Source organism: Amycolatopsis sp. WAC 04197, assembly GCF_003947475.1.
Taxonomy (GTDB): domain Bacteria; phylum Actinomycetota; class Actinomycetes; order Mycobacteriales; family Pseudonocardiaceae; genus Amycolatopsis; species Amycolatopsis japonica.
On the sequence record NZ_QHJK01000008.1, the window covers coordinates 492,693 to 519,164 of the forward strand.

The 26,472-nt window shown below is 69.6% G+C and carries 24 protein-coding genes; 8 read left to right on the plus strand and 16 right to left on the minus strand.

The features are described 5' to 3' along the window. Positions 1-37 precede the first annotated feature (37 nt). Together DMC64_RS29240 and DMC64_RS29245 are read left to right on the plus strand one after the other, a co-directional pair. Positions 38-550: a carboxymuconolactone decarboxylase family protein gene (locus tag DMC64_RS29240; protein ID WP_199755134.1), complete on the plus strand. Its 513-nt coding sequence runs from the start codon at positions 38-40 to the stop codon at positions 548-550. Further along, the gene (locus DMC64_RS29245; RefSeq protein WP_125736124.1) at positions 547-1,032 is read left to right on the plus strand and encodes an HPP family protein; all 486 of its coding nucleotides are present in this window, start codon (positions 547-549) and stop codon (positions 1,030-1,032) included. Before DMC64_RS29240 ends, DMC64_RS29245 begins: the two co-directional genes overlap by 4 nt. Before the next feature lie 2 nt (positions 1,033-1,034). Here DMC64_RS29245 and DMC64_RS29250 read toward each other — a convergent pair whose 3' ends face one another. The 3 genes from DMC64_RS29250 to DMC64_RS29260 form a co-directional block, all read right to left on the minus strand. Then, positions 1,035-2,573, minus strand: a complete 1,539-nt coding sequence (locus DMC64_RS29250) for a S8 family serine peptidase (protein WP_125736125.1) — start codon at positions 2,571-2,573, stop codon at positions 1,035-1,037. A 27-nt stretch (positions 2,574-2,600) separates the two neighbouring features. Next, entirely contained in the window at positions 2,601-4,058 is a 1,458-nt protein-coding gene (locus DMC64_RS29255; protein ID WP_125736126.1) for a serine protease, read from the minus strand. A 160-nt stretch (positions 4,059-4,218) separates the two neighbouring features. Then, positions 4,219-7,032: a LuxR C-terminal-related transcriptional regulator gene (locus tag DMC64_RS29260; protein ID WP_233629856.1), complete on the minus strand. Its 2,814-nt coding sequence runs from the start codon at positions 7,030-7,032 to the stop codon at positions 4,219-4,221. A gap of 385 nt (positions 7,033-7,417) precedes the next feature. Here DMC64_RS29260 and DMC64_RS29265 point away from each other — a divergent pair, with 385 nt between their 5' ends. After that, positions 7,418-8,008 (plus strand): papain-like cysteine protease family protein, encoded by a 591-nt coding sequence (locus DMC64_RS29265; RefSeq protein ID WP_125736128.1) that lies wholly within the window; start codon positions 7,418-7,420, stop codon positions 8,006-8,008. Positions 8,009-8,012: 4 nt separating this feature from the next. Beyond that, a complete protein-coding gene (locus tag DMC64_RS29270) occupies positions 8,013-8,765 on the plus strand; it encodes a hypothetical protein (RefSeq protein WP_125736129.1) in 753 nt (250 codons plus the stop codon). 46 nt (positions 8,766-8,811) lie between these two features. On the opposite strand, the gene DMC64_RS29275 is transcribed toward DMC64_RS29270, so the two are convergent. The 3 genes from DMC64_RS29275 to DMC64_RS29285 are packed head-to-tail and all read right to left on the minus strand — an operon-like array spanning position 8,812 to position 12,082. Further along, a complete protein-coding gene (locus DMC64_RS29275; protein WP_125736130.1) occupies positions 8,812-10,293 on the minus strand; it encodes an NAD(P)/FAD-dependent oxidoreductase in 1,482 nt (493 codons plus the stop codon). Continuing rightward, entirely contained in the window at positions 10,290-11,138 is an 849-nt protein-coding gene (locus DMC64_RS29280) for an SDR family oxidoreductase (protein ID WP_125736131.1), read from the minus strand. Before DMC64_RS29280 ends, DMC64_RS29275 begins: the two co-directional genes overlap by 4 nt. Next, positions 11,135-12,082 carry a patatin-like phospholipase family protein gene (locus DMC64_RS29285; RefSeq protein WP_233629857.1) on the minus strand — a complete coding sequence of 316 codons (948 nt, stop codon included), beginning with the start codon at positions 12,080-12,082 and terminating at the stop codon, positions 11,135-11,137. The genes DMC64_RS29280 and DMC64_RS29285 overlap by 4 nt, the downstream gene beginning before the upstream one ends. A gap of 48 nt (positions 12,083-12,130) precedes the next feature. On the opposite strand from DMC64_RS29285, the gene DMC64_RS29290 reads away from it, so the two are divergent. Then, the gene (locus DMC64_RS29290) at positions 12,131-12,763 is read left to right on the plus strand and encodes a TetR/AcrR family transcriptional regulator (RefSeq protein ID WP_037339640.1); all 633 of its coding nucleotides are present in this window, start codon (positions 12,131-12,133) and stop codon (positions 12,761-12,763) included. A 99-nt stretch (positions 12,764-12,862) separates the two neighbouring features. On the opposite strand, the gene DMC64_RS29295 is transcribed toward DMC64_RS29290, so the two are convergent. After that, complete coding sequence (locus tag DMC64_RS29295; protein ID WP_125736132.1) at positions 12,863-13,807, minus strand: AraC family transcriptional regulator; 945 nt, start codon at positions 13,805-13,807, stop codon at positions 12,863-12,865. A 298-nt stretch (positions 13,808-14,105) separates the two neighbouring features. Here DMC64_RS29295 and DMC64_RS29300 point away from each other — a divergent pair, with 298 nt between their 5' ends. Beyond that, on the plus strand, positions 14,106-14,888 hold the full coding sequence (locus DMC64_RS29300; protein ID WP_125736133.1) for an alpha/beta fold hydrolase: 783 nt from the start codon (positions 14,106-14,108) through the stop codon (positions 14,886-14,888). A 377-nt stretch (positions 14,889-15,265) separates the two neighbouring features. Here the strand turns inward: DMC64_RS29300 and DMC64_RS29305 are convergent, their stop codons facing one another. Further along, a complete protein-coding gene (locus DMC64_RS29305; protein WP_370325003.1) occupies positions 15,266-16,501 on the minus strand; it encodes a DUF222 domain-containing protein in 1,236 nt (411 codons plus the stop codon). 54 nt (positions 16,502-16,555) lie between these two features. Next, a complete protein-coding gene (locus DMC64_RS29310; protein WP_125736134.1) occupies positions 16,556-17,608 on the minus strand; it encodes an NAD(P)/FAD-dependent oxidoreductase in 1,053 nt (350 codons plus the stop codon). Between the two features lie 82 nt (positions 17,609-17,690). Here DMC64_RS29310 and DMC64_RS29315 point away from each other — a divergent pair, with 82 nt between their 5' ends. Further along, the gene (locus tag DMC64_RS29315; protein ID WP_125736135.1) at positions 17,691-18,254 is read left to right on the plus strand and encodes a TetR/AcrR family transcriptional regulator; all 564 of its coding nucleotides are present in this window, start codon (positions 17,691-17,693) and stop codon (positions 18,252-18,254) included. On the opposite strand, the gene DMC64_RS29320 is transcribed toward DMC64_RS29315, so the two are convergent. From DMC64_RS29320 to DMC64_RS29345, 6 genes are all read right to left on the minus strand, one after another. Further along, positions 18,251-19,246, minus strand: a complete 996-nt coding sequence (locus DMC64_RS29320) for a TerC/Alx family metal homeostasis membrane protein (RefSeq protein WP_037339647.1) — start codon at positions 19,244-19,246, stop codon at positions 18,251-18,253. The two genes, DMC64_RS29315 and DMC64_RS29320, sit on opposite strands and share 4 nt — an antisense overlap. 39 nt (positions 19,247-19,285) lie before the next feature. Continuing rightward, the gene (locus tag DMC64_RS29325) at positions 19,286-20,200 is read right to left on the minus strand and encodes a LysR family transcriptional regulator (protein WP_125736136.1); all 915 of its coding nucleotides are present in this window, start codon (positions 20,198-20,200) and stop codon (positions 19,286-19,288) included. After that, complete coding sequence (locus DMC64_RS29330; protein WP_125736137.1) at positions 20,197-21,378, minus strand: glycine C-acetyltransferase; 1,182 nt, start codon at positions 21,376-21,378, stop codon at positions 20,197-20,199. Before DMC64_RS29330 ends, DMC64_RS29325 begins: the two co-directional genes overlap by 4 nt. Further along, on the minus strand, positions 21,378-22,409 hold the full coding sequence (gene tdh / locus DMC64_RS29335) for an L-threonine 3-dehydrogenase (RefSeq protein WP_125736138.1): 1,032 nt from the start codon (positions 22,407-22,409) through the stop codon (positions 21,378-21,380). Before tdh ends, DMC64_RS29330 begins: the two co-directional genes overlap by 1 nt. A gap of 70 nt (positions 22,410-22,479) precedes the next feature. Beyond that, positions 22,480-23,160, minus strand: coding sequence for a GNAT family N-acetyltransferase (locus DMC64_RS29340; RefSeq protein WP_125736139.1), 681 nt, complete (start codon positions 23,158-23,160; stop codon positions 22,480-22,482). A 55-nt stretch (positions 23,161-23,215) separates the two neighbouring features. Beyond that, positions 23,216-23,896, minus strand: coding sequence for a TetR/AcrR family transcriptional regulator (locus DMC64_RS29345; protein ID WP_125736140.1), 681 nt, complete (start codon positions 23,894-23,896; stop codon positions 23,216-23,218). A gap of 66 nt (positions 23,897-23,962) precedes the next feature. Here DMC64_RS29345 and DMC64_RS29350 point away from each other — a divergent pair, with 66 nt between their 5' ends. Continuing rightward, positions 23,963-24,721: a sigma-70 family RNA polymerase sigma factor gene (locus DMC64_RS29350; protein WP_125736141.1), complete on the plus strand. Its 759-nt coding sequence runs from the start codon at positions 23,963-23,965 to the stop codon at positions 24,719-24,721. A gap of 2 nt (positions 24,722-24,723) precedes the next feature. Here DMC64_RS29350 and DMC64_RS29355 read toward each other — a convergent pair whose 3' ends face one another. Further along, on the minus strand, positions 24,724-26,463 hold the full coding sequence (locus DMC64_RS29355; RefSeq protein ID WP_233629858.1) for an ABC transporter ATP-binding protein: 1,740 nt from the start codon (positions 26,461-26,463) through the stop codon (positions 24,724-24,726). Between the last annotated feature and the right edge of the window lie 9 nt (positions 26,464-26,472).

Genomic DNA, 26,472 nt, shown 5'->3' on the forward strand with positions numbered 1-26,472 from the left:
TCCAACTCGGAACAGACCTGTACCGTTTGGAGCGATCGTGCCCCGCATCCCCCAGCTCACCGAGCATCCGTTGCTGACCGACGTCCGTGCCCAGCTCGGCCGGGTGCCCAACCTCTACGCCGCGATGGCCAACGGCCCGGCGGCGCTGAGCGGCTATCTCGCCTTGCGCGACGCCCTCACACGCGGCGAACTGACCGCACGCGAGCGCGAGTTGCTCGCGCTGTTCACCGCACAGCGCAACGAATGCGGCTACTGCCTCGCCGCGCACACCTTCCGCGGCGAGAAGATGCGCATCCCCGCCGAGGAACTGGACCAGGCCCGCGAGGCGGAAAGCCCCGACCCGCACACCCGCGCGGTGCTCCGGCTGGCGGACGCCGTCATGGCCCACCGCGGCCGCGTCCCCGACGAGCGGCTGGCCGAAGCCCGCGCCGACGGCGTCACCGACGCGCAGGTCGCCGAGGTGGTCGCGCATATCGCGCTCAACGTGCTGTCCAACTACTTCAACCACGTGGCCGAGCCCGACCTCGACTTCCCCGAGGTGTCCCGGTGAGACACGCGTCGCCGATCCTGTTGACCGCGGCGGGCGCGGGCGGAGTGGCCGCCGCGGGGATGGGCTCCGGTGTCGGGCCGGCGGCGTCGGCACCGCTCGCCGCCAGCCTCGCCCTGGTGCTGGCCAATCCGGTGCTCCCGTCCGCCCGGCCGGTCACGGTCTTCGGCGGCCACGCACTCGCCGTGGTGGCCGGGGTCCTCGCCGCGTTCGCGCTGCCGCCCGGTCCGGTGGCCGTCGCGGTCGCGGCGGCCACCGGATTCGGCGCCATGCTGCTCTTCCGGGTGGTGCATCCGCCCGCCGTCGCCTCCGGCTGCCTGATGGTCCTGCAGCCGTGGCCCACCGGCGTGTTCCTGATCGGTGCGGCGGCCACACTGGCCGTCGCGTTGCTCCTGCACGCCAGGTTCAGCCGTGACATCGGCGGGGCCGCCGAAAGCGACCCCGCCGATGGTTCCCTCCCCGCCCCTGCCGGCGAGTCTCAGTGATTTCAGAACGTGACGGTGAACCCGTCGACGCTGCCGGTGTCGAACCGGTAGACGTCCTGGGCGCTCAGCTTCCAGGTGCCGTTGGCCGTTTCGCCGGAGGCGTCGACGGTGAAGGTCTGGTGCACACCCTCGGCCGAGCCGACACCGCCCGGGTTCTTGAGGCGGTATGCCTTGCCGCTCGGCCCGATCAGGTCGAGCACGAGGTCGGCGCTGTAAGTGTGCGAAACGTCCACCTTGACCGACAACGACGCGGAAGCCTTGCCGTCACAGCCTTCCTGGGTCACGGAACTGGTCACGGCCGCCCCGGCGTCCGGAATGGACACCGGCGTGGTGTTCGACTTGGCCCCGCAGTTCGGGCCGGGGCCGCCGCTGCCGATGAACGACACGTTCAGCAGCTTGTTCGGCGATCCACTGCCCGCGTTCTTGATGACCCCCGCGGTCGCGCCGTTCACCAGCGCGTCCCGCACCTGTTGCGGCGTGGCTCCCGGGTTGGCCGACAGGTAGAGCGCGGCCGCGCCGACGACGTGCGGCGTCGCCATGGACGTCCCGCTCATCCCCGCGGAGCCGCCGCTGCTCGGGCTCAGCGACGTGATGTTCGTGCCGGGCGCGAAGATGTCCGTGCAGCTTCCGTAGTTGGAGAACGAAGACCGGTTGTCGGCGGAGTCCGAGGCGTTGACCGTGATCGCCTCGGGCACCCGGGCCGGGCTCGTGTTGCACGCGTCGGTGGAGGCGTTGCCCGCCGCCACCCCGTACACGACGCCCGACGCGATCGACCGCTTCACCGCGTCGTCCCCGACACCGGGGGCGTCCATGGTCAGGCTCATGTTCGCCACGGCGGGCTTCTTCGCGTTGGCCGTCACCCAGTCGACGGCGTCGATGATGCCCGAGTCCGGTCCGGAGTTGTTGCAGCCCAGCACCTTCAGCCCGACGATCTTGACCTTCTTCGCGACGCCGTAGGTCTTGCTGCCGATCGTGCCCGCGGTGTGGCTGCCGTGCCCGTGGCAGTCGGAGCCGTCCCCGCCCATGAAGTCCTTGCCGAGGCTGGCGCGGCCTTCGTACTCCGGGTTCGACGGGTTGATGCCGCTGTCGAGGTCGTACGCGGTGACACCCGCGCCGTCGTTGGGATAGTTATAGGCCTTGTCGAGCGGAAGGCTCTTCTGGTCGACGCGGTCCAGTCCCCAGGTCGGGTTCTGCTGGGTGCCGGTGCCGCGGGCGGTGCCGTCTTCGTACACCGCCTTGACCGACGGGTCCGCGGCCAGTTTGCGCGCCTCGGCCGCGGTCATGCCCTTGGCCGAGAACCCGCGGAGAGCCGCTGTCCAGACCGAACGGACCTCCCCGCCATATCGTTCGGCCAGATCGGCGGACGCCGTCTGTCCGGCCGCCGCGACGTCGTGGAGGACGACGATGTACTGGTCGCCGTAGTGCTCCTTGGCCGGGATCACCGTGCCTTCGGCTTCGGCGGCGACGGCCGATCCGGCGCCGAGTGCGAGCAGCGGGCTCAGCAGCCCGAGCGCCAGTAGCGTTTTCGTCTTGTCACGCATGGGAAATCACCTCTGTTTCGGCGAAGGTCACTGGACGGTGAGGGTGTACGTGGTGGTCGCGGTCTTGCCGCCGCCGTCCTTCGCGGTCACCGTGACCGGGTACGTGCCGGCCTTGTACGGCGCGAAGACCTGCATGGTCGAACTGCCGCCGCTCGAAACGCTCTGCGGCCAGAACATGGGGCTGAGCGGCAGCCCGGGACCACTGGCGGAGAACGTGATCGAACCGGTGCCGCCGGTCGCGGTGACGGTGGCGCTCACGAGCGTGCCCACGCGGCCCGACCCGGAAGACGGGTTCACGGTCACCTTCAAATCACCGGCGGGAGGTTCGCCCGCGCCGACGGTGAGCGAGAGCCCCGCGGTGGCCGTGTCGGTGGTCCCCTTGCCGGAAATCGTGACCTGGTAGGCCTTTTCCGGGGTTCCGGCGGCGGTCTCGATGGTCAGCTTGGCGACCTCGCCCGCCTTGATCGTCGCGGGCTGGAAGGTGGCCTTGGCGCCCTCGGGCAATCCGGACGCGGAAAGCGTGATGTCCTCGGCGCCGTTCTTGCCCGGTTTGCTCGTGACGCTCGCCGACACGTACTTGCCCGGCAGGACCTTCACCGACGACGGCGAAGCCGCGAGCGTGAAGGCGTCACCCGGCTGCTCGCCGCCGATCTGTTCGGCGACCCAGTCCCCCATGTCGTTGTTGAGCCTGCTGTAGACGCTGTACCAGCGGAAATCGCTGCGGCTCCAGGAAGCGAGGCCGGTGACCTTCCCGTTGACGACGAACGGGCCACCGCTGTCGCCGGGGAGGATGGTCTTGCGGCCATCGGAGTAGCCCGCGCAGATCATCGTCTTCGGGTCGACGCCGTTCTCCACGCCGGTGCACTGGCTCGCGTTCACGATCGGCAGGGTCAGCTTGTGCAGCGTGACGTCCTGGGTGGAGTCGTTGATGTCCTTCTTGCCGTAGCCGAGGCTGAACCCGTCCTTGCCGGGTGTCTCCAGACCGGTGTCGGCGGAGGTGGCGACCTTCGCGTAGCCGCCGGGCGGCACCGGGATGTCACCGTCGACGGTGATCACCGCGACGTCGTAGCCGTACCAGGGCTGGGTGAATTTGGGATGTGTCTTGTAGTCGACGGCCTTCAGCTGGGTGCCGCCCGCGCTCTTCAGATCGTCGAGTCCATAAAGGACACTCTTCTCGCCTGCCAGCTCCTTGCAGTGGGCCGCGACGAGGACCTTCCGCGGCGCGATGACGGAACCGGAACAGCTCTGGCCCTTCGGCCTCGAACCGCCTTCCCGCAGGGCGGCGATGACATACGGGTAGTCCTTGACCGACGCGGGCGAGCCGCCGATGCTCTGGCCGTGGACGCCTCCCGTCGGCAAGGGCGCGGCGTCGGTCGGGGAAATGGCGCGAAGGGTGTCGGCCGGTTCCGCACCGGCGAGACCCGCCGCCGGTGCCAGCGCGGCCAGGGTCAGGGCGACCACGCCTAAGATCCGTTTTCTGCTCACGGTGCTTCCTTTCCGGGAAATCGCGAACTGCCCGACAACCATCGATCGACGGCGGAAGCGGAACAATAGTGGAATACGGACCGCGCCCCACTATTTAAAGAAACCGCCTCTGACCTGCGGTTTCTCACCTTGTACCCAGCGAATCGCCGAGTACGTGCCCTTAGGGAATGTCGCTGAGCAGATCAGCGGTCAGGACGGTACGCGAAGGCAATCCCAATTTGCGCAGTGCTCGTCCGACGTGGATCTCGACCGTCCTCGGTGAGAGGAACAGCCGCTCCCCGATCTCCCGGTTCGTCAGGTTCTGGGCGGCGAGCCGGGCGACTTCGAGCTCCCTCGGGGACAACGCTTCGCCGTAACCCTTGCGCCCGCGCCGGGGCATCTCCGGATCGCAGCGGCGCAACGAACGACGGCAGCGCAGCGCGTCCACGGCGGCACCGAGGCTCGCGTACGTCGTCTCCGCGGTGGTGAAGGAAGCGACGGCACGCTCCCGCACCCCGGCTTCGGAAAAACATCCGGCGGCGAGTTCGTCGGCGTAGGCGGCGAAATACGGGAGTGGCAAGGCGCTGTAGGCCTGCGCGGCGCCCAGTAGCAGTTCACCGGCGGCCAATGTCTCGCCACGCGCCTGCGTGAGCATGCCCCGGCACAGCAGCGCCGACGCGTTGGCGACCGGCGCGTCCTTGCCGTCGATGCCTTGGCGGTACTCCGCCAGCAGCTCTCGCGCCTCGACGTGCTGCCCCAGCCCGATCATGGTGCGCACGGCGAACGGCATCAACTCGGCCGCCCAGACCCAGTTGTTCTTGCGGCGCACGGTTTCCAGGCCGAATTCGGCGAGGCGCCGGGCGGCTTGCAGATCCTTGCCCGCCTGATGGACGGCCACCCGCCCCGCGTACGCCGAAGCCTGCACCGGGACACTGCCCGCGGACAGCGCGAACGCCGCGTCGAAATTGCGCAGGGCCGCGGTCGGCCGGTGCTGCCCGTACTCGTACCAGCCGAGCACCAGCAGCGGCTCGGCCGCCAGCGAACTGTCCTTGTCGACCCGCGTCAGCATCGCGCGCGCCTTCTCCGCGACGCTCGCCCACTCCCCCATCGCCAGATCCAACCGCAACTCCGTGCCGTCGGCGAGCGCGTCGAGATAGGGCTGGTGGTCGTCGCGGATCAGCCGCCGCGCGGTCGCGAGGTAGGCCCGCGCGACCGGATAGTGCCCGTTCCACGCCACCGCGTCGGCCAGGTTGATGTAGGTGCGGGCCACTTGACGGCAGACCTCCGCCGACTCCGGGGCCCGCGGCAGATCCGCGATGTCCTCCCAGGCTTCGGGATCGGCGACCTGCATCCGTGCCGAAAGCCGGTTGGCGGCGATCGCGGCGAGCAGCCCGGCGTCGTGTTCCCCCTTGCTGACCTGCTCGGCCTCGTCGAGCCAGCGGAGGTTCTCTTCGACCGGGACGGTCCCGATATGCGGCAGCGCCAACGTCACCAGCCCCCTGGCGAGCAGCGCCTGGCGTCTGCCGAGGTCGGCCGCGCCCAGTTCGATCTCGAGCCTGCCCGCTTCGACCTTGCCCACCTGGTTGATCAGCACCTGTCCGAGGTGGACCCGGATCTCGCCCCGCGCGGCCTTGCTCAGCGGCCACTCACGCAAGATCTCCCGCAACAGCCGCACCGTGCCGGCGTGCGCGATACTGCGCGGCAGTTCCCTGCCGAGCCGGACGGCGAACGATTCGCGCGCGTTCCTCGGCAGGTCCGCGTCCCGCAGCGCCGTTTCGAGCAGGCGGCTCGCTTCTTCGGTCCGTCCGTCCTCGATGGCGTTGTCGACCGCGACGCCGGTCCACTGTGTCCACGCGGCGATGTCGCCCGCCAGCCGCGCGTGACGGGCGATGAGCGACGCGAAGGGTTCGGCGTCCGCGGAGAGCCGGGCGGCGGCGCGTGCGTGCATCGCGCAGCGCTGAGGCCCGGGGAGCAACGCGTAGACGGCTTCGGCGATCAGCGGGCTCCCCGAGACATAGCGACCTCGGCCGAGATCCCGCAGCAGGCCCGCTTCCACGGCTTCGGTGACCGCGCCCTCGATCTCCGCGCACGCCGCGACCGCGCTCAGCTCCGGCTCCCCGGCGGGCGCGCCCAGCACCGCGGCCGCGCGGACGACATCCCGGGCGGCCGGCCCGATGGCCGCCATCAGCCCGGAAACCCGGCTCCGCACGATCGGCGGCACGGTCGCCGACGCCAGTCTGTCGGCCGAAAGCGCTTCGGCCGTGTCGCCGACGCTCTGGACCAACGCCGTCAGGTCGACGGCGATCCCGGACGTCCGCCGGTGCGCCGCTTCGGCGAAATCCGGCGCGCAGCGACCGAAGGAGGCGTCCAGCAACGTCCGCACCTGGACGGCGGTGAACGCCGTGAGCGAGAGATGCGCGGCCGTCTCGCGCAACGGCGGGAATCGCCGCGGCCCGCCCGCCGTCGCGCTGACCACCACGCTCAGCGCCGCCGCCGGGGAAGCCGCGAGCCCGCGCAGGAACTCCCAGGTGTCGTCGTCCGCGCAGTGGACGTCGTCGAGTATCAGTACCGCCGGGCCGCAGCCGGTCAGCACCTCCCGTACGGCCCGGAACTCCTGCTGCCGGACGGTCTCCGCGTCCGCGTTCTCCGGGAACGGCGGCAGCCACGGCGACCATTCGGGAACGAGCCGCCGCAGGACACCGGTCACCGGGGAGAAGCCTGCCGCGTGGGCGGCGGCCACGGCGCTCTTCTCGAGCAGCGCGTCGACCAACGGTGCCAGACGGCAAGGCCGGGAGAACGAACCGCAGCGGGCGGACCACACCACACGCGAGGCGAGCACGGGATGGGCGGCCAGTTCTTCGAGCAGCCGGCTCCGGCCCACCCCCGGTTCGCCCTCGACGACGGCGACCGACGGCGGGCGCGAGGCGACGCGCACCAGTTCGGCCAATTCGGTGTCGCGGGCCACGAACACCGGTGCCGTACCGATCGTCGGCATGCTCGGGACCATACCGAGCGGACACCCGCCGAAAGGCGGGAACACGAACAGTGACCACGAGCCGCGCGCTTTCCGCTGGTCCACACCACCGGAGTCACGACTTCACCGCACTGTTAACTCGATCGGGCGACGACGACCTGCGGTGACACCGACCCCCGCATCGGCAATACGGACCCTTAGGTATTGCCGCGAACCTTGCCAGGAGTCCCACCGGAGGGTGAATCTCAGACTGTTCGCAGTGCCCCTCTGTTACCTCGCCACAGCGCAACTCCCCCGCACGCGCCGGTCTGCCACCCAGTCGGGTAGCCGAAGTCCCCACCTGTCCCTTACGGGTGGCCGCCGCGCTTGCTTCGCGTTCGACCATCCAGTTAGGAGTGTTCCGACGGTGAAAACCTCGTTCAGGCGCGGGCTGGCCACGGCCTGCGCCGGTGTCGCCGCGCTGGTCGCCCTGCAGGCGCCCGCCACCGCGGCACCCGCCATCACGGCGGCCACCACGATCCCGATCAAGATGCAGGCCCAGGAGAAGAGCAACTGGTGCTGGGACGCCAGTGGCAACACGATCGCCGCCTGGTGGGGCCACTCCCTCACGCAGACGAAGTTCTGCCAGGTCGCGCACAACGAGTCCGGTTCGGACTGCGCGAACAACCAGGGCTACCTGAGCGATCAGCAGCGCGTGTTCCGCTGGCTCGGGTTCAGCAACGTCGGCACCTACAGCTCCTCGGGGCAGACGCTGAGCTTCGCCTCCATCAAGAGCCAGGTCGACGCGCGGCAGCCGATCGGCACGCGGATCGGCTGGCGCAACGGCGGCGGCCACATGCACGTGCTCTACGGCTACGACAACACCAATGGCGCGACGACGGTGTACTACGGCGACCCGTGGGGCTCGAGCCCCCGTTACAACCAGATGAGCTACAACGCCTACCGGTCCAACAACTCGTTCACCTGGACCCACACCGTCTACGGGATCAAGGACTGAAACCATGAAGCGAACCTTCCTCGGCGCCACGATCCTCGCCCTCGGACTGTCGCTGGCGCTCGGCGGCCAGTCCTCCGCGGCCGACGCCCCCAGCGGCGCGCCCACCGCCGCCGACCTCGCCGCGGTGTCCACAGTGGTCACCAGCGACGCGACCACCCAGCGGCTCGCCAAGGCGCAGTTCCCCGGCGCCGCCAAGGCGGACACGGCCCTCGCGGCCAAGACCGCCAAGGCCGATCCGCGGACACCGGTGGCGGTCTACCAGCCGACGGCCGCCTTCATCGCCGGCACCTCCACCGTCCCGGCCGAACTCGCCTACGTCGCCACTCCGGCGACCCTGGGCAACGGTGACGCCGCGACCGTGTGGTCGCAGCGTGAGGGCTCGGGCTGGTCGGTCTACAACGTCGCCTCGGGTGACGTTGAGAAGCGCCTCGCGGCGCAGGTCGGCAAGGGCTACCTTCTGAGCGAACCTCAGGCGGGTGCCTGGTACGCCGTCGACGGGGACACCGTGACCGTCCTCGACGGCTCGTCGGTGGCGAAGACCGGCGAGAAGATGTCGCTCGCCGCCTACCGCGAAGCCCTGCAGAGCCGCTACGGCGACAAGCTGCCCGGCTCGACGTACGACCGCACCGGCGCCGCCGGTGGTTACGGTGCCGCCCCGGTGGGCGACACCGACGTGCCGTGGTGGCCGTACGCGCTCGGCGCGGTCTTCCTCGCCGCCGCGGGCACGGCCGTCACGCTGCGGCTCCGCAAGCAGTAAGCGCCAAGGGTGCCGGGACCGCGCGGGGTCCCGGCACCCTCGCCCACTAGGCGAACGTGTAGTCCTCGATGGGGAAGCTCTGCGCCTCCTTGATCGCGTTCAGCGTGGACGACGGCCGCAGCAGGGTCGCCTCCCCGTGCGGGTTGAAGTAGTAGCTGTTCGCCGGAGCGCAGTTCCCGAGCGTGAAGATCGAGTCGCCGAGGCGTTCGGTCATCCGGTCGAGGAACGCGTCGTTCGCCTCCTGCGTCACCTCGAACTCCGTCGCGCCACGCCGCCGCATCGCGCCGAAGAGCCGGTCCATATGCCGCATCTGGGTCTCGATGGTGGTGAAATAGGACAGTCCCGAGTAGGAATACGGGCTGTTGAGCGAAATGAAGTTGGGGAACTTCGGGATCGCGACGCCCTCGTAGGCCTGGAAACGGTTCTCCCGCCACCACTTCCCGAGATCCCGGCCGTCGCGCCCGATGATCTCGATCGCCGGGAAGTTCGCCTCCCACAGGTCGAATCCGGTCGCCAGCACCAGGACGTCGATGTCCCGCCGCCGCCCGTCCGCGGTCTCGATGCCGCGCTCGTCGATCTTCGCGATCGACGTCGTCTCCAGGTGCACGTGGTCCTTGGTGAAGGCCGGGTAGTACTCGTTGGAGAACGTCGGGCGCTTGCAGCCGAACGAATAACGCGGCGTCAGTTCCGCGCGCAGCCCCGGATCCCGCACCTGACGGCACAGATGCGCCTGGCACCACAGCTTGCCGAGCCGGTTCGCCATCGGCAGCTGCTTGTAGTGCAGCACACCGGAGACCATCATCAGTTCCAGCAGCGCGGTCCCGGTCAGCCGGGCGGCCCGCTGGGTGAACGGGAGCGCGGCGAACGCGCGCCGGACCGCCTTCGGCACCGGGAAATCCAGTTTGGGGCTCACCCAGATCGGCGTCCGCTGGTACACAGTGAGGTCCCGCGCGACCTTCGCGATCTCGGGGATCAGCTGGACCGCGGTCGCGCCGGTGCCGATCACCGCGACCCGTTTGCCCGCGAGGTCGTACTCGTCGTCCCAGGCGGTGGTGTGGATGACCTTGCCGCCGAAGGTGTCGATCCCGGCGATGTCGGGTTTCTTCGGCTGGGAAAGGAATCCCGTGGCGGTGAGGAGGTACTTGGCGGTGACCGGGTCGCCGTCGGCGAGCGAGACCTTCCAGTGCGCGTCCGCCTCGTCCCAGACCGCGCCGGTGACCACCGAGCCGAACCGCATGTAGCGCCGCAGCCGGTACTTGTCCGCGACGTGCTCGGCGTACCGCTTGAGCTCCGCGCCCGGCGCGAAGAGCCGCGACCAGTGTGGATTCGGCTCGAACGAGTACGAGTAGGTGGCCGACGGGATGTCGACGGCCAGCCCGGGATAGCGGTTCACATGCCAGGTGCCGCCGAGGTCGGACTCGCGTTCGAGGATGAGCAGGTTGTCGTAGCCGAGCCGGTTGAGCTGGATCGCCGCGCCCATCCCGCCGAACCCGGCCCCCACGACGACGGCGTCGTACTGCGTGGTCATGCGTTTTCCTCCCGGTGGGTGTCCTGGTCGAGGCGGGCGCGGTAGCCGTCCCGCTCGGGTGAATCGGGGCGCAGGGCCCGGTCGTCCCGTATCAGCCGCCGGAACGCGTTGAGCGCCGGTTCGGGGGTCACGGCCGCGAGGGTGGCGAGCGCGCCGACGTAACCGGGCACGGCGATCTCCGCGGCCCGGGTGCGGACGGAATCCACCACGGCGTCGGCGATCCGGCCCGGTTTCACCTTCGGGATCGGCCGCATGTCGAGCCCGGACGCGAGCGCGGTGTCGACCGCCGACGGCAGCACGGCCGAGATGCTCACTCCGTGCGGCGCGTACTCCAGCCGGGTCGCCGCGGTCAGCCCGACGACGGCGAACTTGCTGGCGTTGTAGATCGCCAGCCCTTTCACCGGGAACTTCCCGGCCAGCGACGCGACGTTGACGATGTGCCCGCGCCCGCGTTCCAGCATGCCGGGCAGCGCCAGGCGCATGCCGTGGACGACGCCGAAGACGTTGACCTCCATGGTCGCCCGGTTCAGCGCGTCGGAAAGATCGAGGAAGCCCCCGTTCGGCATGATCCCGGCGTTGTTGACGAGCACCGCGAGCGGTCCGTTCGCCTGTTCCGCCTCGCCGAGGAACGTGGCGAACGACGCCGGATCGGCGACGTCCAGATGATGCGCGGTACCGCCGATGTCGGCGGCGGTCCGTTTCGCGGCTTCGAGGTCGAGGTCGCCGATGGACACGCGGGCGCCGAGGGCGGCCATGCGTTCCGCGGTCGCGCGGCCGATGCCCTGCCCCGCACCGGTGATCGCCACGTGCGCGCGAGCGAGGTCGAGCCGCGGGTACTTGGTCATGCGCGTACTCCTTCTCGTTCGAAGGCTTCGGCGACCAGGCCGGGCGCCGTCCTCGACGCCGTGGCGAGCACGTGCTCCCGGCGCCGTCCGTCCATGAAGTTCGCGCCCATGGCGGCGAGATCGGCGGGCCCCGGCTCGATCCGCACCACTCGGACACCGGCCGCGCGCAGCCGTCGCGCCTCGTCGTCGACCCGCCTGGTCATCGCCGTCCGCAGCAGCCGTTCCAGCCGGGCCGCACCGCGGGCCGGTGCGCCGCCCTCGCTGCTCATCGGCGCGATCAGCACGACCTCGCCGACGTCGTGACCGAGCAGGAGATCGGCCGAGGTCGGGGAGACCGTGCCGCCGTCGAGCAACGGTCGTCCGTCCACAACGGACGGTGGGAACCAGCCGGGGATGGCCCACGACGCGGCGATCGCCTCACCGAGCCCGGCGGGCGGCGCGTCCGGGGAGCCGAGCGCGATCCGCTTCCCCGTCAGGTCCGCGGCCATCAGCCAGGTCGCGGGATGCGGGACCCAGCCACCGGGCGCCAGCGCGTCCCCGAGCTCGCGAAGCCAAGTCGCGTCGCCCCGGCCCCGGGGCAGGAGACCCGCGAGACCGGCGAGCGTGTCGACGTCCCGGCGCAATGCTGCCCGCACCAATCCGGCCGCCGGCCAGCGCGGGGACGGGACCGGCGGAAGCCTGCCCGGTGCCCGCCGGACGTGCGCGGCGACGACGGCGTCGCCGCCGGGCGCGCCCGCCACCGCGTCGAGGATCGCTTTCGCCGGGATGCCCGCCCCGAGCATGGCCGCCGCTTCGGCCCCCACCGACGTGCCGACCAGGACGTCCGCCTCTCGCGGATCCCAGCCGGCCTCGGCGTGCAGCGCGTCGAGGACCGCGGCCGTCCAGGCGAACCCCAAGGTCCCGCCGCAACCGAGCACCAGCGCTCTCGCGGAATGACGTGTCATTTCCGGAACGGTATGTCATTTGAACGCGTCAGGCAATAAGCTGGCGGAATGACGACGGAGATCCCGGTCAGCAGGGCCGCACGGAAGAAGCAGGAACTACGGCGCGAGATCGTGGAGACCGCGTTCGACTGCTTCGCCGAACGGGGCTACCACGCGACCGGCATCGCCGACATCGCCGCCCGGCTCGGCATCGGGCACGGCACCTTCTACCGGTACTTCCAGAACAAGCGGGACATCGTCGACCACGTCATCACGGACCTGGTCGAGAAGGTGGTCGGCGCGCTGGCCGCGGACAACGCGCCGGACGCGGTCAACAGCCTGGCCGAGTACCGCAAGCAGAGCGCGCGGATCGGCGACGCGCTCGCCCGGATCTTCGGCAGCGACCCGCGGATGGCCCGGTTCCTCCTGCTCGAGGCGGCGGGTATCGACGCCGAGATGCGGGAACGGGTGCTGGACTTCTACGAGACCGCCGCCGAGCTGACCGCGGGCTATCTGCACCACGGCGTCCGCCTCGGGTATCTGCACGAGGACCTGGACGTGGACTCCACCGCCCGCGCGATCAACGGGATGATCCTCGCGTCGGTGCTGTCCGAACTGCGCGATCCTTCACCGGAGCGGCAGGCCGCGATGAGCCGGGCGGTCCGCCGGGTGATGTACGACGGGATCGCGACACACCAGTAAGCGGGGTCTGGGCGATACTGGTGCCACGCTTATGGAACAGGGTCCGGACAGCCGGGTCTAGCGCCGGAAACGCATACCGGCACCGACGAAAACGAACCTTCACGGATTCCGCAGGGTGTGGCTGGGCGGTTCGCCGAACGCCGCGCGGTACTGCGCGCTGAACCGGCTTCCGTCCAGGAAACCCCACTTCGCCGCGACACCCGTCACCGTCGTGCCGTCGCCGGGCGCGGCGGCACGGAGGTCCGCTCTGGCCAGGTCGAGCCGGATCCGGCGCAGGTAGGCCATGGGCGTGGTGTCCAGATGCCGCCGGAACGCCAGTTGCAGGGCCCGCACCGAGACCCGGCAGGCCCGCGCGATGTCGGCGACCCCGAGGTCGAGGTCCGGATTCGCCTCCAGGAAGGCGACCGCGCGGCGCACCGTTTCCGGGACGGCGTCGCGGCGGTCGCCCGGGCGCTCTTCGCCCCTGCCCGTGGTGAAGGTGTCCAGTGCCATGGCGGCCATCAGCCTGCCCGCCGCGCCGAGTACCAGCGGGCCGTTCTCCACGTCCGGATCGGTGAACAAGGCGGTCATGTAGTCGACCGTCCGGCTCCATCGCCGAGCCTTCTCCGGGCTCACCGGCTCGTAGCACAACCGCTCCACCACGGGTTCCGGGTCGATTCCGCCGAACAGCGAGAGGTCGATCCCGGTGATCTGCAGCCGCGCGCCGTGCAGCCCCGTCCGGTACTCGCGGCCAGGATGCGGGCCGACGAACACGTCCCCCGGGCCGAGCCTGCGGTCGCTGACCCCGTCGTCGAGCTCCTGTTCACCGCCCAGCACCCGCAACAGCACCACCCTGCCCAACGGCTGGACGACGACCTCCGTGGTCAGCGTGTTGTGCAGGAAGTCGAAATGCACATCCCCGAGATCACAGCGGTGGTGCTCGAAACGGTAGCTCTCGACGCTGCCCCGGACCCGCAGGCGATTGTCCCGGTACGCCTCGGCGAGCAGAGCACACGCCTGTTCCGGATCGGTGGTCGCGAATTCCGTCACCTTCGGTTCGTGCACGCCGACCACGCCTCCTTTCCGTTCGCCCGTAACGAAAAGTCCGCCCGCCGGAACGCTACCGCCACCCGGCGGGCGCTACCAGGGCCGTCGGCGTCGTCCGGTTGGTCGGAATGGCTCACTCGCGCGCTGGAGGATCGCCCTGGGAAGCCTCGGTCAGGTGGCTATCATGAGCGGTCGCCGTGCTCGCCTCGAAAACCCGGGGTGGTCACCGGGATCGTCGCGGTCGGTCTGAGTCGGCGTCCGTCCGCTGGTCCGCGAACGGCTCCGGGCGGCTCCGGGAAGACCGAACAGGAGAAGAATGAGCACGCTCCCCCGCACCGGCCACGCCGTCGCCGCCGACGGCACCCGGCTGGCCTACCAGTGGCACGGCACGGGCCGGCCGCTCGTGCTGCTGGCCGGGCAGGCGAACGACCACACGTGGTGGGACCGCACGCGCGGGGATTTCCCGAGCACGATCACCATGGACTATCGCGGCACCGGCGCCAGCGACGCGCCCGATTCCGCTTACTCCACAACGGGCTTCGCGGACGACGTGATCGCGGTGCTCGACGACCTCGGGGTCGGCGAGGCCGACGTCTACGGCACGTCGATGGGCGGGCGCGTCGCGCAGTGGGTCGCCGCGCGGTATCCCGATCGGGTGCGGCGGCTGGTGCTCGGCTGCACCACGCCGGGCGGCAAGCACGGCGTCGAGCGATCGAACGACGTGCGGCTGGCGCTGGCGCGACGATCCTCGGCGGAAGCTCGCGAGACGCTGACGGACTTGATGTACACGCCCGCCTGGCGCGCGGCGAATCCCGGTCCGTACCGGGTGCTGGGCGCGCACGGTATGCCACCGCACGCGGTGCGCGGGCATCTCGTCGCGAGCAACAGCCACGACGCCTGGGACGCGCTTCCGGAGATCAGCGCGCCCACGCTGGTCCTGCACGGCGACGACGACCTGCTCGCGCCCGTGGCGAACGCGCCGTTGCTGACGGACCGGATTCCCGACGCGCGGATGCATCTCTTCGCCGGCGCGCGGCACGCGTACTTCGACGAATGCCGCCCTGTGTCGAGTGACCTGGTGAGCGACTTTCTCGGGTAGACCCTCGCGGATCTCTCTTTCCCAACCGCAGGGATCACGGCTCACGATGGTCGTCATTCCCGGAGCGGCGGGCTTTCGGAGCAGGCAGGACATGCCGGCGGCGTGACACCTTGGGGACGTAGCCATATTTCGGTAATGGGCAGGCGGCAGGGGCAACGTTTGGAGTCCCGTCCGCTCTGGCGGAGCGTTGCCGGATTCCGGCGACAGCCGTCTCGGCCACAGGAGACTGCGTGAGGACCTCCTCGGAGTTGAGCCGTGGTCGTTTTCCGGCGACGCCATAGCGACGCATGACGAGGTCGGCTACTCGTGAACCATCGCCGATTCCCGGCAACACAACCGTTGGGCATACAACACCGTGGTCATTTTCCGGCGAGGGCTCAGAACGGTGGTGCTTCGTCGCGGGGTTCGTGCAGCGGCGGAGGCGTGCTGTCGTAGCGCTGCCCCGTGGGCGTGGTGATCGTCAGAGTCCCGTCAGAACCCAACCGGTAGTTCCACCCAGGCTCGTCCTTCAACCGGTGGTCGCGGCGGCACAGATCGATCAGCTCGGTATCCGACGTATGGCCGCCGTGTTGCCAGGGCAGGGAATGGTCGAGGTCGCAAGCCTGTGCCACGCGGTGGCAGCCGGGTCTTCGGCACTCACGGTCCCGCACCCGCACGAACTCGTCCAGACCGGCAGTAGGTCGGTAGCGGTTCCGGCCGAGGTCGAGAACCTGCCCTGAGAGTGGGTCGGTGATGATCCGCCGCAACACCGTATTCGACCCACTGGCGATCTCCCGCGCCAGCGAGGCCGGGATATGCCCATGCCCGGCCATCTCAGCGGGATCATCGTTCAACCCGAGATAGGTGTTCAGGTCCATGTAGAGAAACACTTCGGACCGTTCGCTCTTCCCTCCCTGACCGCCCAGCAGAAGGTCGAGGGCGACGTCAGCGCGTAACTGATCCAGGGTGCGGGTTTCCCCGTCGGCTCGCAGGGCGCGGGCTTCGCGGTCGATGCGGGTGTAGGCGGCGGCGACCTTTTCGGCGGGCCCGTCTTCGACTTCGATGGAGGCCACGCCGGTGTCGCCGTGCCGTACGGTCAAGCGACGTCCGCCGCGGTTGCGTTCGGCGCGGCGGGAGGCGCCGTCGCGGTCGGCCATCATCGCCGCGTGGTTGGCGGCTTTCCGAATCTGGTCGGAGTTGCGGTCCGGGATCCGATCTTCCAGGACCGCGTCCACCGCACGGGCGTCCTCGTCCGAGAGCCAGGCAGTGGCTGTGGCGACTTTCATCGCACCATAGCCGCCCACCTTCCCGGCGTCCAGGAGCCCCAGTGTGCGTGGCAGGCGGGTGGTCAGTGCCTGAGCGGTGGAGACGAGCCCGGCGGCATGTCCGTCCACAACGGACAGAGCGAACGCGACCTCCTGCACGACACTGGAAGCTCCATCGCGATGACGGCTTAATCGCCCCAGAGCGCGGAACCGAATTGCCTCCAAGCGTGCGATGCCCTCTGACGCCGCGATGGCGGCATCCACGGCATCCTGATCCCCCAACGAATCCAGCGAAGCATTAACCTCCCGCAAAACTTCCGACGACGTGATTTCCTTCAATAGCGCCACAGTGGCGTTGAGTGTGTCCACACGCAGAACGTACAACCGACCACCGACAGTTTCTGAAACCGTTACACAGCAACACTAATCGGCATCAAGCAACCCCTGGGCACCATTCTCCAGCCGCCGCGCGACCTCCGCCGACCGCGGCAGCATCGTCGCCTCATAAACCCCGACAGCCTCACCCAAACTGGCCGAGCCGGCCAACGCCAGAGCGAGTTCGCAAGCGTCGAGCATCGCCAGGTTGACCCCGACACCCAGCGGCGGCATCAGGTGAGCGGCATCGCCGAGCAGGGTCACCCAAGGCTTGTGCTCCCACGTATGCGGGACCGGCAGCGCGAACAACGGCCGATCGACATACGGCCCGTCGTTGTCGGTGATCATCCGCAGCAACGACGGCGACCAGCCGGAGAACGCTTCGAGTAGCCGACCGCGGACGTCACCACCCGACCCGGCCCAGTCCGCGGGCATCCGCTGGACGATGTAGACCCGGATGTGGTCGCCACTGTTGCGCTGCGCGAACAGACACCGCTCGCCGTCGGCCGCCATCGCGCTGCCCTGGCCGACGAGTTCGGCGAGTTCGGGATGCGCGTTCCGGACATCGTCGAACCACGCCTCCAGGAAGGTGACCCCGACGTACTCGGGCACGGCCGCCGAAACCGCCGGACGGACCCGCGACCACGCGCCGTCGGCGCCGATGATCAGGTCCGTCTCGACCGTCTCCCCATCCGTGAACCGAAGAAGCCCGGGAGCCTCGACGCGCTCCAGGGTCCGTCCCCACTGGACAGTGTCCGGCTTCAGCGAGTCGAGAAGCAGACCACGCAACTGACCGCGGTCGATCTCCGGTTTGAACAGCTCCCCCTCGGCCGGGACATGGTGCGCCACGAGCCGTCCGGCGGGATCCAGTTTGCGCATCTCCTGCCCTTCCGGCCGGGCGAGCGCGAAGAACTCGTCGAGGAGGCCGGCTTCGCGCAGGGCCAGCTGCCCGTCGTCCGCGTGCAGGTCGAGGGTGCCGCCCTGGTTGCGAGCCGCGGGATGGGGGTCCCGGTCGTAGACCGTCACGGGAATGCCGTGCTGTTGAAGGATGCGGGCGCAGGTCAGGCCACCGGGACCCGCTCCGATGATGCTGATCGTCATGAACACCAGAAAAGCAGAACGAGTTAAAAAGTGCAACGAGTCAACTTAGTGACCGTGACAACCCTTGATGTAGAGTGCGCCCATGGAGACACCGGGACGGCGTGAACGCAAGAAGGCGGCCACCCGCCAGGCATTGGCGGACGCCGCGCTGAACCTGTTCCTGGAGCGCGGCTACGACCAGGTCAGCATCCGCGACATCGCCGAGGCGGCCGACGTCTCGACGACGACGCTGTTCAAGCACTTCCCCGGCAAGGAAGCGCTGGTCTTCGACGAATCAGAGGACCGCGAGGCGCGCCTGGTCGCCGCCGTCCGGGAGCGCGAAGAGGGTCAGAGCATCGTCGAGGCGTTGCGCGCCTACGTGCTCGCCACCTGGCTTCCGCTCACGACGCATCCCCAGTACGTCGAGTTCACCGCGCTGGTGAGCGGCACCCCGGCACTGCAGGAGTACGGCGAGCGCATGTGGACCCGGCACGCCGCGGCCCTCGGCGCCGCCATCGCCGAGGAGACCGGCGTGAGCTCCGAAGACATCGCTTGCCGCGCGCTCGCCCGCTTCGTACTGGACATCCCGGCCCTCACCCGAGGCCGAAAGGATCCGCGAGAGGACGTCGAGAGGATCTTCGATCTCCTCGAGGCGGGCTGGCGCTAGTCCTCTTCGGGGCGAGAGCCGCGCAGCGAACCCGGGTGCGCTTTGGCGGAAGGATCGTTGCGGGTCTTGAGCAGGCTCGCCACCGTCACCACCACGAGGATGCCGATGATCACCGCGAGGCTGACCGGCGTCGAGATCTCCGGAACGCTTTCGTCGATGTCCACGTGGGCCCAGTGCAGGATCAGCTTGATCCCGATGAACCCGAGGATCACCGCGAGCCCGGCGGACAGGTACACCAGGCGATCGAGCAGGCCCTTCACGAGGAAGTACAGCGCCCGCAGCCCCAGCAGGGCGAACGCGTTGGCCGCGAAGACCAGATACGGCTCGTCGGTGACACCGAAGACCGCGGGGATCGAGTCCAGCGCGAACAGCAGGTCGATCCCGCCGATCGCGAGCAGCACCACGACCAGCGGCGTGCCCACGCGCTTTCCCTCGACCCGGGTGAACAGCTTGCCGCCGTCGTACTCGGTCGACAGCGGCAGCAGACGGCGCGCGGTCCGCACCACCACGTTGTTCTCGACGTCCGGATCCTCGTCGCGATGCCGGAACAGCTGGACACCGGTGTAGATCAGCAGCAGCCCGAACAGCAGGAACATGAAGGAGAACAAGGAAAGCAGCGTCGCGCCGAGGGCGATGAAGATCGCGCGCATGATCAGGGCGACGACGATGCCGAACGTGAGCACCTTGTGCTGGTGTTCCTCGGGGACCGCGAAGGTGCTCATGATGATCACGAAGACGAAGAGGTTGTCGACCGACAGGCTCTTCTCCACGATGTAGCCCGCGAAGTACTGCTGCCCGAAGTCACCGCCGTGCGCCAGCGTCAGCCAGACACCGAACGCCACCGCGACCAGGATGTAGCCGATCGACCAGGCCACCGCCTCGCCGAAGCCGACCTTGTGCGGCCGCACGGCCGCGAGGATGAGATCGAGCGCCAGGAGCCCGAGCACCAGCCCGATCGTGACGATCCAGGTGAGGGCATCGATCTGGAGCATCCGGACCCTGTCTTTCCTTCGACGGCAGGTGCCCAGATCTTAAGTGCGACTCCCCCGCTCCGCATTCGCATGACCCGGCGCCGCGTCCAGCAACGCGGCGAGCACGGTCTTGAGCAACGGATGATCCGCGCTCCCCCGCCGGACGGCGGCGAACACCCGGCGCAGCGGCGGTTCGCCGCGCAACGGGACGGCCACCGCACCGGGAACCGCCGTGAAAGCATTACGCGGCACCAAGGCCACCCCCTCGCCGGCGGCGACCAGGGTGGTGATCGCGTGGAAATCGTCGGAGACGTGCCGGATCTCCGGATTGGCGCAGACGATCATCAGCACGTCGCGGCAGGGATTCCCGGGTTTCGGCGCGATCCACTCGTCGTCGGCGAGATCGTCGATGTCCACTTCGGACGCCCCGGCGAGCCGGTGCGCGGTGGGCAGCACGACGTCGAAGGGCTCCACGTACAACGGGAACCGGGTGAGCCTGCTTTCATCCGTCCGTGGCGAGAGCCGGTACTCCTCGGTGATCGCCAGATCGACCTCGCCGTCGAGCAGCAACGGGATGCTCGCGTGCCCCTCGACGTCCTGCACCTGCATGGTGACCCCGGGCGAACCGGCACGCAGTGAAGCGATCGCGGGCGCCACGACCATCGTGATCGCGGAGGCGAAACTCGCCAGCCGCACCATGCCCTGGACACCGGAATCGAGCGCAGCGAGGGTCGCCTGCGCCCGTTCCAGTTCGGCGGCGACGGCGTTGGCGTGCACCACCATCAATTCACCCGCCGGGGTCAGCGAGACCCGCCTGCCCCGGCGGCGAAGCAGCTGCTGGCCGCACTCGGCTTCGAGGGCGGCCAGCTGCTGGGAGACCGCGGACGGCGTCAGGTGCAGCGCCTGACCCGCCGCCGTCACGGTCCCGTGGTCGGCGAGGGCCCGCAGCACGCGCAGCCGTCGCGGATCGATCATTCGTCCATCATGGACCTTGCCGTCACGAACGCGTCGACGGCCCGGTTGACGTCCTCGGTCGAATGCGCGGCCGACATCTGCGTCCGGATCCGCGCCTTACCGTGCGGCACCACCGGGTACGAGAAGCCGATCACGTAGATGCCCTGGTCGAGCAGCAGATCCGCCATCTTTCCGGCCTTAGCGGCGTCGCCGATCATCACCGGGATGATGGGGTGCTCACCCGGAAGCAGATCGAAACCGGCCTCGGTCATCCGGCGCCGGAACAGCTCGGTGTTGGCGCGCAGCTTGCCCAGCAGGTCGCTGGAGGAGTCCAGCAGTTCCAGCGTGGCGAGCGCGGCCGCCGTGATCGACGGCGCCAGCGAGTTCGAGAACAGGTACGGCCGCGAGCGCTGGCGCAGCATCTCGACGATCTCCGCGCGGCCCGAGGTGTAGCCGCCGCTCGCGCCGCCGAGTGCCTTGCCGAGCGTGCCCGTCAGTACGTCGACCTTGTCCTGCACGCCGAACAGCTCGGGCGTCCCGCGACCGGTCGGACCGGTGAAACCGACGGCGTGCGAGTCGTCCACCATCACCAGCGCGTCGTAGCGCTCGGCCAGCTCGCAGATCTCGTCGAGCGGGGCTAGGTAGCCGTCCATCGAGAACACGCCGTCGGTGGCGATCATCCGGTACCGCGCGCCTGACGCCTCCTTCAGCCTGGCCTCCAGATCCGCGACGTCACGGTTGCGGTAGCGCATCCGCTTCGCCTTGCAGAGCCGGACGCCGTCGATGATCGACGCGTGGTTGAGCTCGTCGGAGATGATGACGTCCTGATCGGTCAGCAGCGTCTCGAACAGCCCGGCGTTGGCGTCGAAACAGGAGCTGTAGAGGATCGTGTCCTCGGTGCCGAGGAACTCCGACAGCTTCGCCTCGAGTTCCTTGTGCGGCTGCTGGGTCCCGCAGATGAACCGCACCGACGCCATACCGAAGCCCCAGCGGTCCAGCGCCTCTTGCGCGGCCTTGATCAACTTGGGGTGGTCGGCGAGGCCGAGGTAGTTGTTGGCGCAGAAGTTGAGGACGTCGCCGTCGCCGACGCTGACCGAAGCCCGTTGCGGTCCCTGGATCACCCGCTCGCCCTTGTACAGCCCGGCTTCCCGGATCTCGGCGAGCCCGGCCTTGAGGTCGTCGCGCATCGCGCCGTACATCAGTTCTCCGTCCAGTCCAGAATGACCTTGCCGCAGCGGCCTTCCCTGGCCGTCGCGAACGCCTTCTCGTATTCGGTGTAGCCGAACCGGTGGGTGATCACCGGCGAGATGTCCAGCCCGGCCTGCAGCAGGACGGACATCGAGTACCACGTCTCGAACATCTCGCGCCCGTAGATCCCCTTGAGCTGTATCATCTTCAGCACCACGGACGCGATGTCGACCGACACGTCGGAAGCGGGAAGGCCGAGCAGCGCGACGCGCCCACCGTGGGACATGTTCGCGATCATGTCGCGCAGCGCCTCGGGCCGCCCGCTCATCTCCATGCCGACGTCGAAGCCCTCGGCCATGCCGAGCTTCTGCTGCGCGTCGGCGATGGTCGCGGAGGAGACGTCCAGCGCGAGGTCGACGCCGACCTCGCGGGCCAGTTCCAGGCGGTGCTCGCTGACGTCGGTGACGACGACGTTGCGCGCGCCCGCGTGCCGCGCGATGGCGGCGGCCATGATGCCGATCGGGCCGGCGCCGGTGACCAGCACGTCCTCGCCGATGACGGGGAAGGACAGCGCGGTGTGCACGGCGTTGCCGAGCGGGTCGAAGATGGCGGCGATGTCGAGGTCGACCTTGGTGCGGTGCACCCAGGCGTTCATCTCGGGCAGCACGGCGTACTGCGCGAAGGCACCGTCGGTGTGCACGCCGAGGCCCTTGGTCCTGGCGCACAGGTGACGCCGCCCGGCCTTGCAGTTGCGGCAGCTTCCGCAGACGAGATGTCCCTCGCCGCTGACCAGGTCGCCCACCTTGACCGTGGTCACCGACCGGCCGATCTCAACCACCTCGCCGACGAACTCGTGCCCGATGACCAGCGGCGCGGCGATGGTGCGCGACGCCCAGTCGTCCCAGGAGTCGATGTGCAGATCGGTACCGCAGATCCCGGCGCGCAGCACGCGGACGGCGACGTCGCCGGGGCCGACCGCGGGGTCCGGAACGTCGGTGAGTTCCAGCCCGGGTGCTCGGTCGGCTTTGACCAATGCCTTCATGGCGCGAAGTCTGGCCCGCCCGTGCTGTTCAGTCCATCGCGAGTTTCTGAAATCCCTCGTTAGCGTGTCTTCACAAGGAGCCCGGGACCCGGACCGACACGAAGTCCGGCCGCGGCACCACCTCGAAACCGATCGATTCGTAGAGCCGGATGGCCGAGGTGTTCGTCGCCGCCGCGTGCATCATCGGGTGTTCGCCGCGGGCGCGGATCCCCGCCGCCACCGCGCGGATGAGCCGGGTCGCCAGTCCTTGGCCGCGGTACGCCGGATCGGTGCAGACTGCGCTGATCTCGGTCCAGCCGGGTGGGTGCATCCGCTCCCCCGCCATCGCGATCAGTTCGCCGTCGCGCCGGATTCCCAGATATGTCCCCAATTCGATGGTCCGCTTCCGGAACGGCCCCGGTTTGGTCCGCTCGACGAGGTCGAGCATCTCCGGGACGTCGTCGGGCCCCAGCACGACCGCTTCGGGATCTTCGGCGGCTTCGAGCGCGACGTCGACCAGCCGGACTCCGGCGATCCTGCCGAGGACTTCCCAGTCGGCCGGTACGGGCAGCGCGTTGTGGACGGTGACCGTCTGGCCAGGGCCCGCCAGCGCGGCGACGTCGGCCCACACGCCTTCGTCCGGCTCAGGGGGCAGGGCGAAGAACGGCGCGACGTCGACCTGGTAGCGCAGGACCTGGCCGGAGCGCTCCGCGAAATGGGCGTGCGGGCCGGTCAGCGAAGCCCAGGCCGGGTCGTCGAAAGGGGTGACCATGACCGCTCCGACACCGGCGGACCGGCTTTCATTCCCGCTCCCACATCCTGAGCGGTCAGCCGCCCGGTACGAGCAGCGGCGAATGCGGGTCGAGTTCGATCCCGCGTTCCCGGAGTGTGTCGTCGATGACCCGCCAGATCCACCGCACCAGCTGGCTCGCGAGCTCCGGGAGCTCGAGGCCGCCCGGATTCTCCAGCCAGCGCGCGGCACTGGCGTCGACGAGGCCGACCAGCCCGAAGGCGAGCGGTTCGGCGATCCGGCCGTCCAGGTCGAAGGTGGCGAGGTAGTGCTCGAACAGGATGGTGAGCTGCCTGGCGATCGCCGTTTTGACGTCGGTGATGGCGTCGCCGCGCCGCCCGGCCTGGGAATGCCGGGCGAGGTAGCGGTAGAGGTTCCCGTATTCGGCGAGCCAGCCGGTGTGCGCGCCCACCGCGACGGTGATCAGCTGCATCGGCGTCCCGCTCGGGTCCCACAGCGGGGCCAGTTCGGCGGTGATGAGGCGGACGGCGCGGTCGGCGATCGAGCGCTGCAGGTCGGCGGCGTCGTCGAAGTGCTTGTACACCCGGGTTCTGGCCACCCCCGCCTCGTCGGCGATCTGTTCGGTGGAGACCTCCGGACCGTGCTCGGCGATGGCGCGCAGCGCCGCGTCGACGAATTCCCGTCGACGGCGCTCCCGCTGTCCCGCCCAGCGCGCCGCCCGGCCGTCCGGCCGCGGCGCGTCGGCTTCAGGCGTCATCCCCCGGAGTTTATCGGTGGCCGGGTTACCGGTACACTGCCGTACCCGTTACTTCGGGAGACCGCGATGAGGAATGACGTCGACGACACCACAGCGGACGCCACGCTGCTCGACGCCTTCCGCGCCGGTGACATCGCCGCCGGCGAGACACTTTTCCGGCGCCACGCCGAGCCGCTCCGCCGCATCGCCGCCGGCTGGGTCGCCGACCCCGCCGAACGGGACGACCTCGTGGCCGAAGCCTTCGTGCGGGTTCTGAGCGTCATCCGCGACGGCGGCGGGCCGCGCGAAAACCTCCGCCCCTACCTCGCGGTCACCATCCGGAATCTGGCCGCCAAGTGGAGCCGTCACCACAAACGGGTCGAGCTGTACGGCACGACCCCGGCGGTCGAAGAGGCCACCGGAGTCGTGGGCGCGGAGGAACTCGTCATCCTCCGGTCGAACGCCCGGCTGGCGTGGACGGCGTACTGCGCGCTGCCCGGCCGCTGGCGGACCGTGCTGTGGCGGACCGAAGCCGAGGGCGATTCCCCGAAGGTGGTGGCGCCGCTGCTGGGCGTGTCGCCCAACGGCGCCTCCGTCCTCGCCTTGCGTGCCCGCGAAGGGCTGCGCCAGGCCTTCCTTCAAGCGCAGGTCCCCGAGGCGGGAGCGCCGTGCTGCCAGGAAGCGCGGCGCCGGATGGGCGCGTGGCTGCGCGGCGGCGTGCCGGGCCGCCGCGCGGATCTGATCGCCGAGCATCTGGCGGGCTGCGAACCCTGCCGGACCGTCGCCACCCGGCTCGACGAGGTCAACCGCGAGATGCCGCCGGGCGTCCGCGCCGTCCCCGCCTGAGGTCAGCCGGGTACCGGAGCGGCCTCCCCCGCGATCCTCAACGCCTCCACCAATTCCCGATACAGCGTGTCCGTGGCGAGCAGGTGCTCGTGGCTTCCGCTCGCCCGGACGCGGCCCGCCTCCATCACCACGATGGTGTCCGCGTCGATCACGGTGGACAGCCGGTGCGCCACGGTGACCACGGCACCTTCGCGGGCCAGCCGCCGGATGCAGTCGTGGATCGCGCTCTCGGTCCGGCCGTCGACCTGCGCGGTCGCCTCGTCCAGCAGCACCACGTCCGGCGTGCGCAGGATCGCCCTGGCCAGCGCGATCCGCTGGCGTTCCCCGCCGGACACCGACGTCGACGAAAGCGGCGTGTCCAGACCGTCGTCGAGTGCGGCGATCTTGTCGCTCAACCGGACCTCTTCGAGAGCCCGCCGCACTTCGTCCTCGGTCGCGTCCGGATGGGTGAAGAGCAGGTTCTCCCGGATCGTCCCCGGCACGATCGGCGTCTCCTGCTCGACGTAGGCCAGCCGGGACCGCACGTCCGCGTACGGCAGGTCCGCGTACTCGCGACCGTCCAACAGCAAGGAACCCGATTGCGGCCGCACGAACCGCATGATCAGCGACAGCATCGTGGTCTTGCCCGCGCCGGACGGCCCGACGATCGCCGTGTGCCCGCGTCGCGGGATCGCCAGCGAAACGTCGCGCAGCGCCGGGTCGCCGCCGTAGCCCGCGGTCACGCCGCGCAGTTCCAGCACCGGACCGTCGTGGTCACCCTCGGACTCCGTCTTGGCGGGCGCCCGGTCCTCTTCCACCTCCAGCGTGTCCATCTCCCGGATCCGCCCGGCCGCGGCGATCCCCGCCTGCAGCGCGGTCATGTTCTGGCTCAGTTCGGTGATCGGCTCCATCAACGCGAACGCGTACAACAGGAACGCGATGAGGCTCGACACTTCGAGCAAACCCGCCTCGACCCGCCAGGCGCCGAGGCCGAGGATCACCAGGATCGCGCCCTGGATCCCCGTCCAGGCCACCACCCAGGCGACGGCTTCCCGCCGCACCGCGCGGACGCCGTGCGCCGTGGCGGCTTCCGCGTCGACCAGGATCCGGTCGGCCTGCCGGGTTTCGGCACGGCTCGCCTTCACCGTGCGGATCGCCCGCAGCGCGCCCTCGAGGACGCCGCCGAGACGGCCCAAACGGTCTTGCGCCTTCTCCTGTTCCTTCGCGATCGCGGGCATGAGCCAGGCGAACAACGCGACGACGACGAGCACGGCGGCCACGGTCGTCGCCAGCAGCACCGGGTCGAGCACGCTCATCAGCACCAGAGTGCCGGCGAGCATCACCACGCCGTTGATCAAGCCGATTACGCTGGACGACGCCGCCTCGCGCAACAGCACCGTGTCCGAGGTGGCGCGGGTGACCAGCTCCCCCGCCGGCCGCTTCGTGATCGCCGGGATCGTCGCACGGAAGAACCGCCGCACCATCGATTCCCGCACCTTCAGCACCACCCGCTCGCCGATCGTGCCGAGCAGGACCCACTCCGCCAGCCAGATCACCGCGCCCACCAGCATCAGGCCGAGCAACGCCAGCACCGGCCCGGCCAGCGACGCCGACGAGCCGAGTGAATCCAGTACCCACTTCGTGACCATGGGTGAGGCGAGGCCGGTCGCCGAACCGAGCAGGGCGAGGACCAGGCCGATCGCGAGTGCCCCCTTGTGCGGTCGCGCGAACGACCACAGCACCTTCAATCGTGGAGTCTTCATGGTTCTTAA

Coding starts and splice junctions, on each gene's coding strand:
- DMC64_RS29320 (WP_037339647.1), bottom strand. CDS start 19,246: ATGCTCCAGATCGATGCCCTCACCTGGATCGTCACGATCGGGCTGGTG.
- DMC64_RS29350 (WP_125736141.1), top strand. CDS start 23,963: ATGAGGAATGACGTCGACGACACCACAGCGGACGCCACGCTGCTCGAC.
- DMC64_RS29325 (WP_125736136.1), bottom strand. CDS start 20,200: ATGATCGATCCGCGACGGCTGCGCGTGCTGCGGGCCCTCGCCGACCAC.
- DMC64_RS29330 (WP_125736137.1), bottom strand. CDS start 21,378: ATGTACGGCGCGATGCGCGACGACCTCAAGGCCGGGCTCGCCGAGATC.
- DMC64_RS29290 (WP_037339640.1), top strand. CDS start 12,131: ATGACGACGGAGATCCCGGTCAGCAGGGCCGCACGGAAGAAGCAGGAA.
- DMC64_RS29355 (WP_233629858.1), bottom strand. CDS start 26,463: ATGAAGACTCCACGATTGAAGGTGCTGTGGTCGTTCGCGCGACCGCAC.
- DMC64_RS29280 (WP_125736131.1), bottom strand. CDS start 11,138: ATGACCAAGTACCCGCGGCTCGACCTCGCTCGCGCGCACGTGGCGATC.
- DMC64_RS29300 (WP_125736133.1), top strand. CDS start 14,106: ATGAGCACGCTCCCCCGCACCGGCCACGCCGTCGCCGCCGACGGCACC.
- DMC64_RS29345 (WP_125736140.1), bottom strand. CDS start 23,896: ATGACGCCTGAAGCCGACGCGCCGCGGCCGGACGGCCGGGCGGCGCGC.
- tdh (WP_125736138.1), bottom strand. CDS start 22,409: ATGAAGGCATTGGTCAAAGCCGACCGAGCACCCGGGCTGGAACTCACC.
- DMC64_RS29270 (WP_125736129.1), top strand. CDS start 8,013: ATGAAGCGAACCTTCCTCGGCGCCACGATCCTCGCCCTCGGACTGTCG.
- DMC64_RS29315 (WP_125736135.1), top strand. CDS start 17,691: ATGGAGACACCGGGACGGCGTGAACGCAAGAAGGCGGCCACCCGCCAG.
- DMC64_RS29260 (WP_233629856.1), bottom strand. CDS start 7,032: ATGCCGACGATCGGTACGGCACCGGTGTTCGTGGCCCGCGACACCGAA.
- DMC64_RS29310 (WP_125736134.1), bottom strand. CDS start 17,608: ATGACGATCAGCATCATCGGAGCGGGTCCCGGTGGCCTGACCTGCGCC.
- DMC64_RS29285 (WP_233629857.1), bottom strand. CDS start 12,082: ATGACACGTCATTCCGCGAGAGCGCTGGTGCTCGGTTGCGGCGGGACC.
- DMC64_RS29275 (WP_125736130.1), bottom strand. CDS start 10,293: ATGACCACGCAGTACGACGCCGTCGTCGTGGGGGCCGGGTTCGGCGGG.
- DMC64_RS29340 (WP_125736139.1), bottom strand. CDS start 23,160: ATGGTCACCCCTTTCGACGACCCGGCCTGGGCTTCGCTGACCGGCCCG.
- DMC64_RS29250 (WP_125736125.1), bottom strand. CDS start 2,573: ATGCGTGACAAGACGAAAACGCTACTGGCGCTCGGGCTGCTGAGCCCG.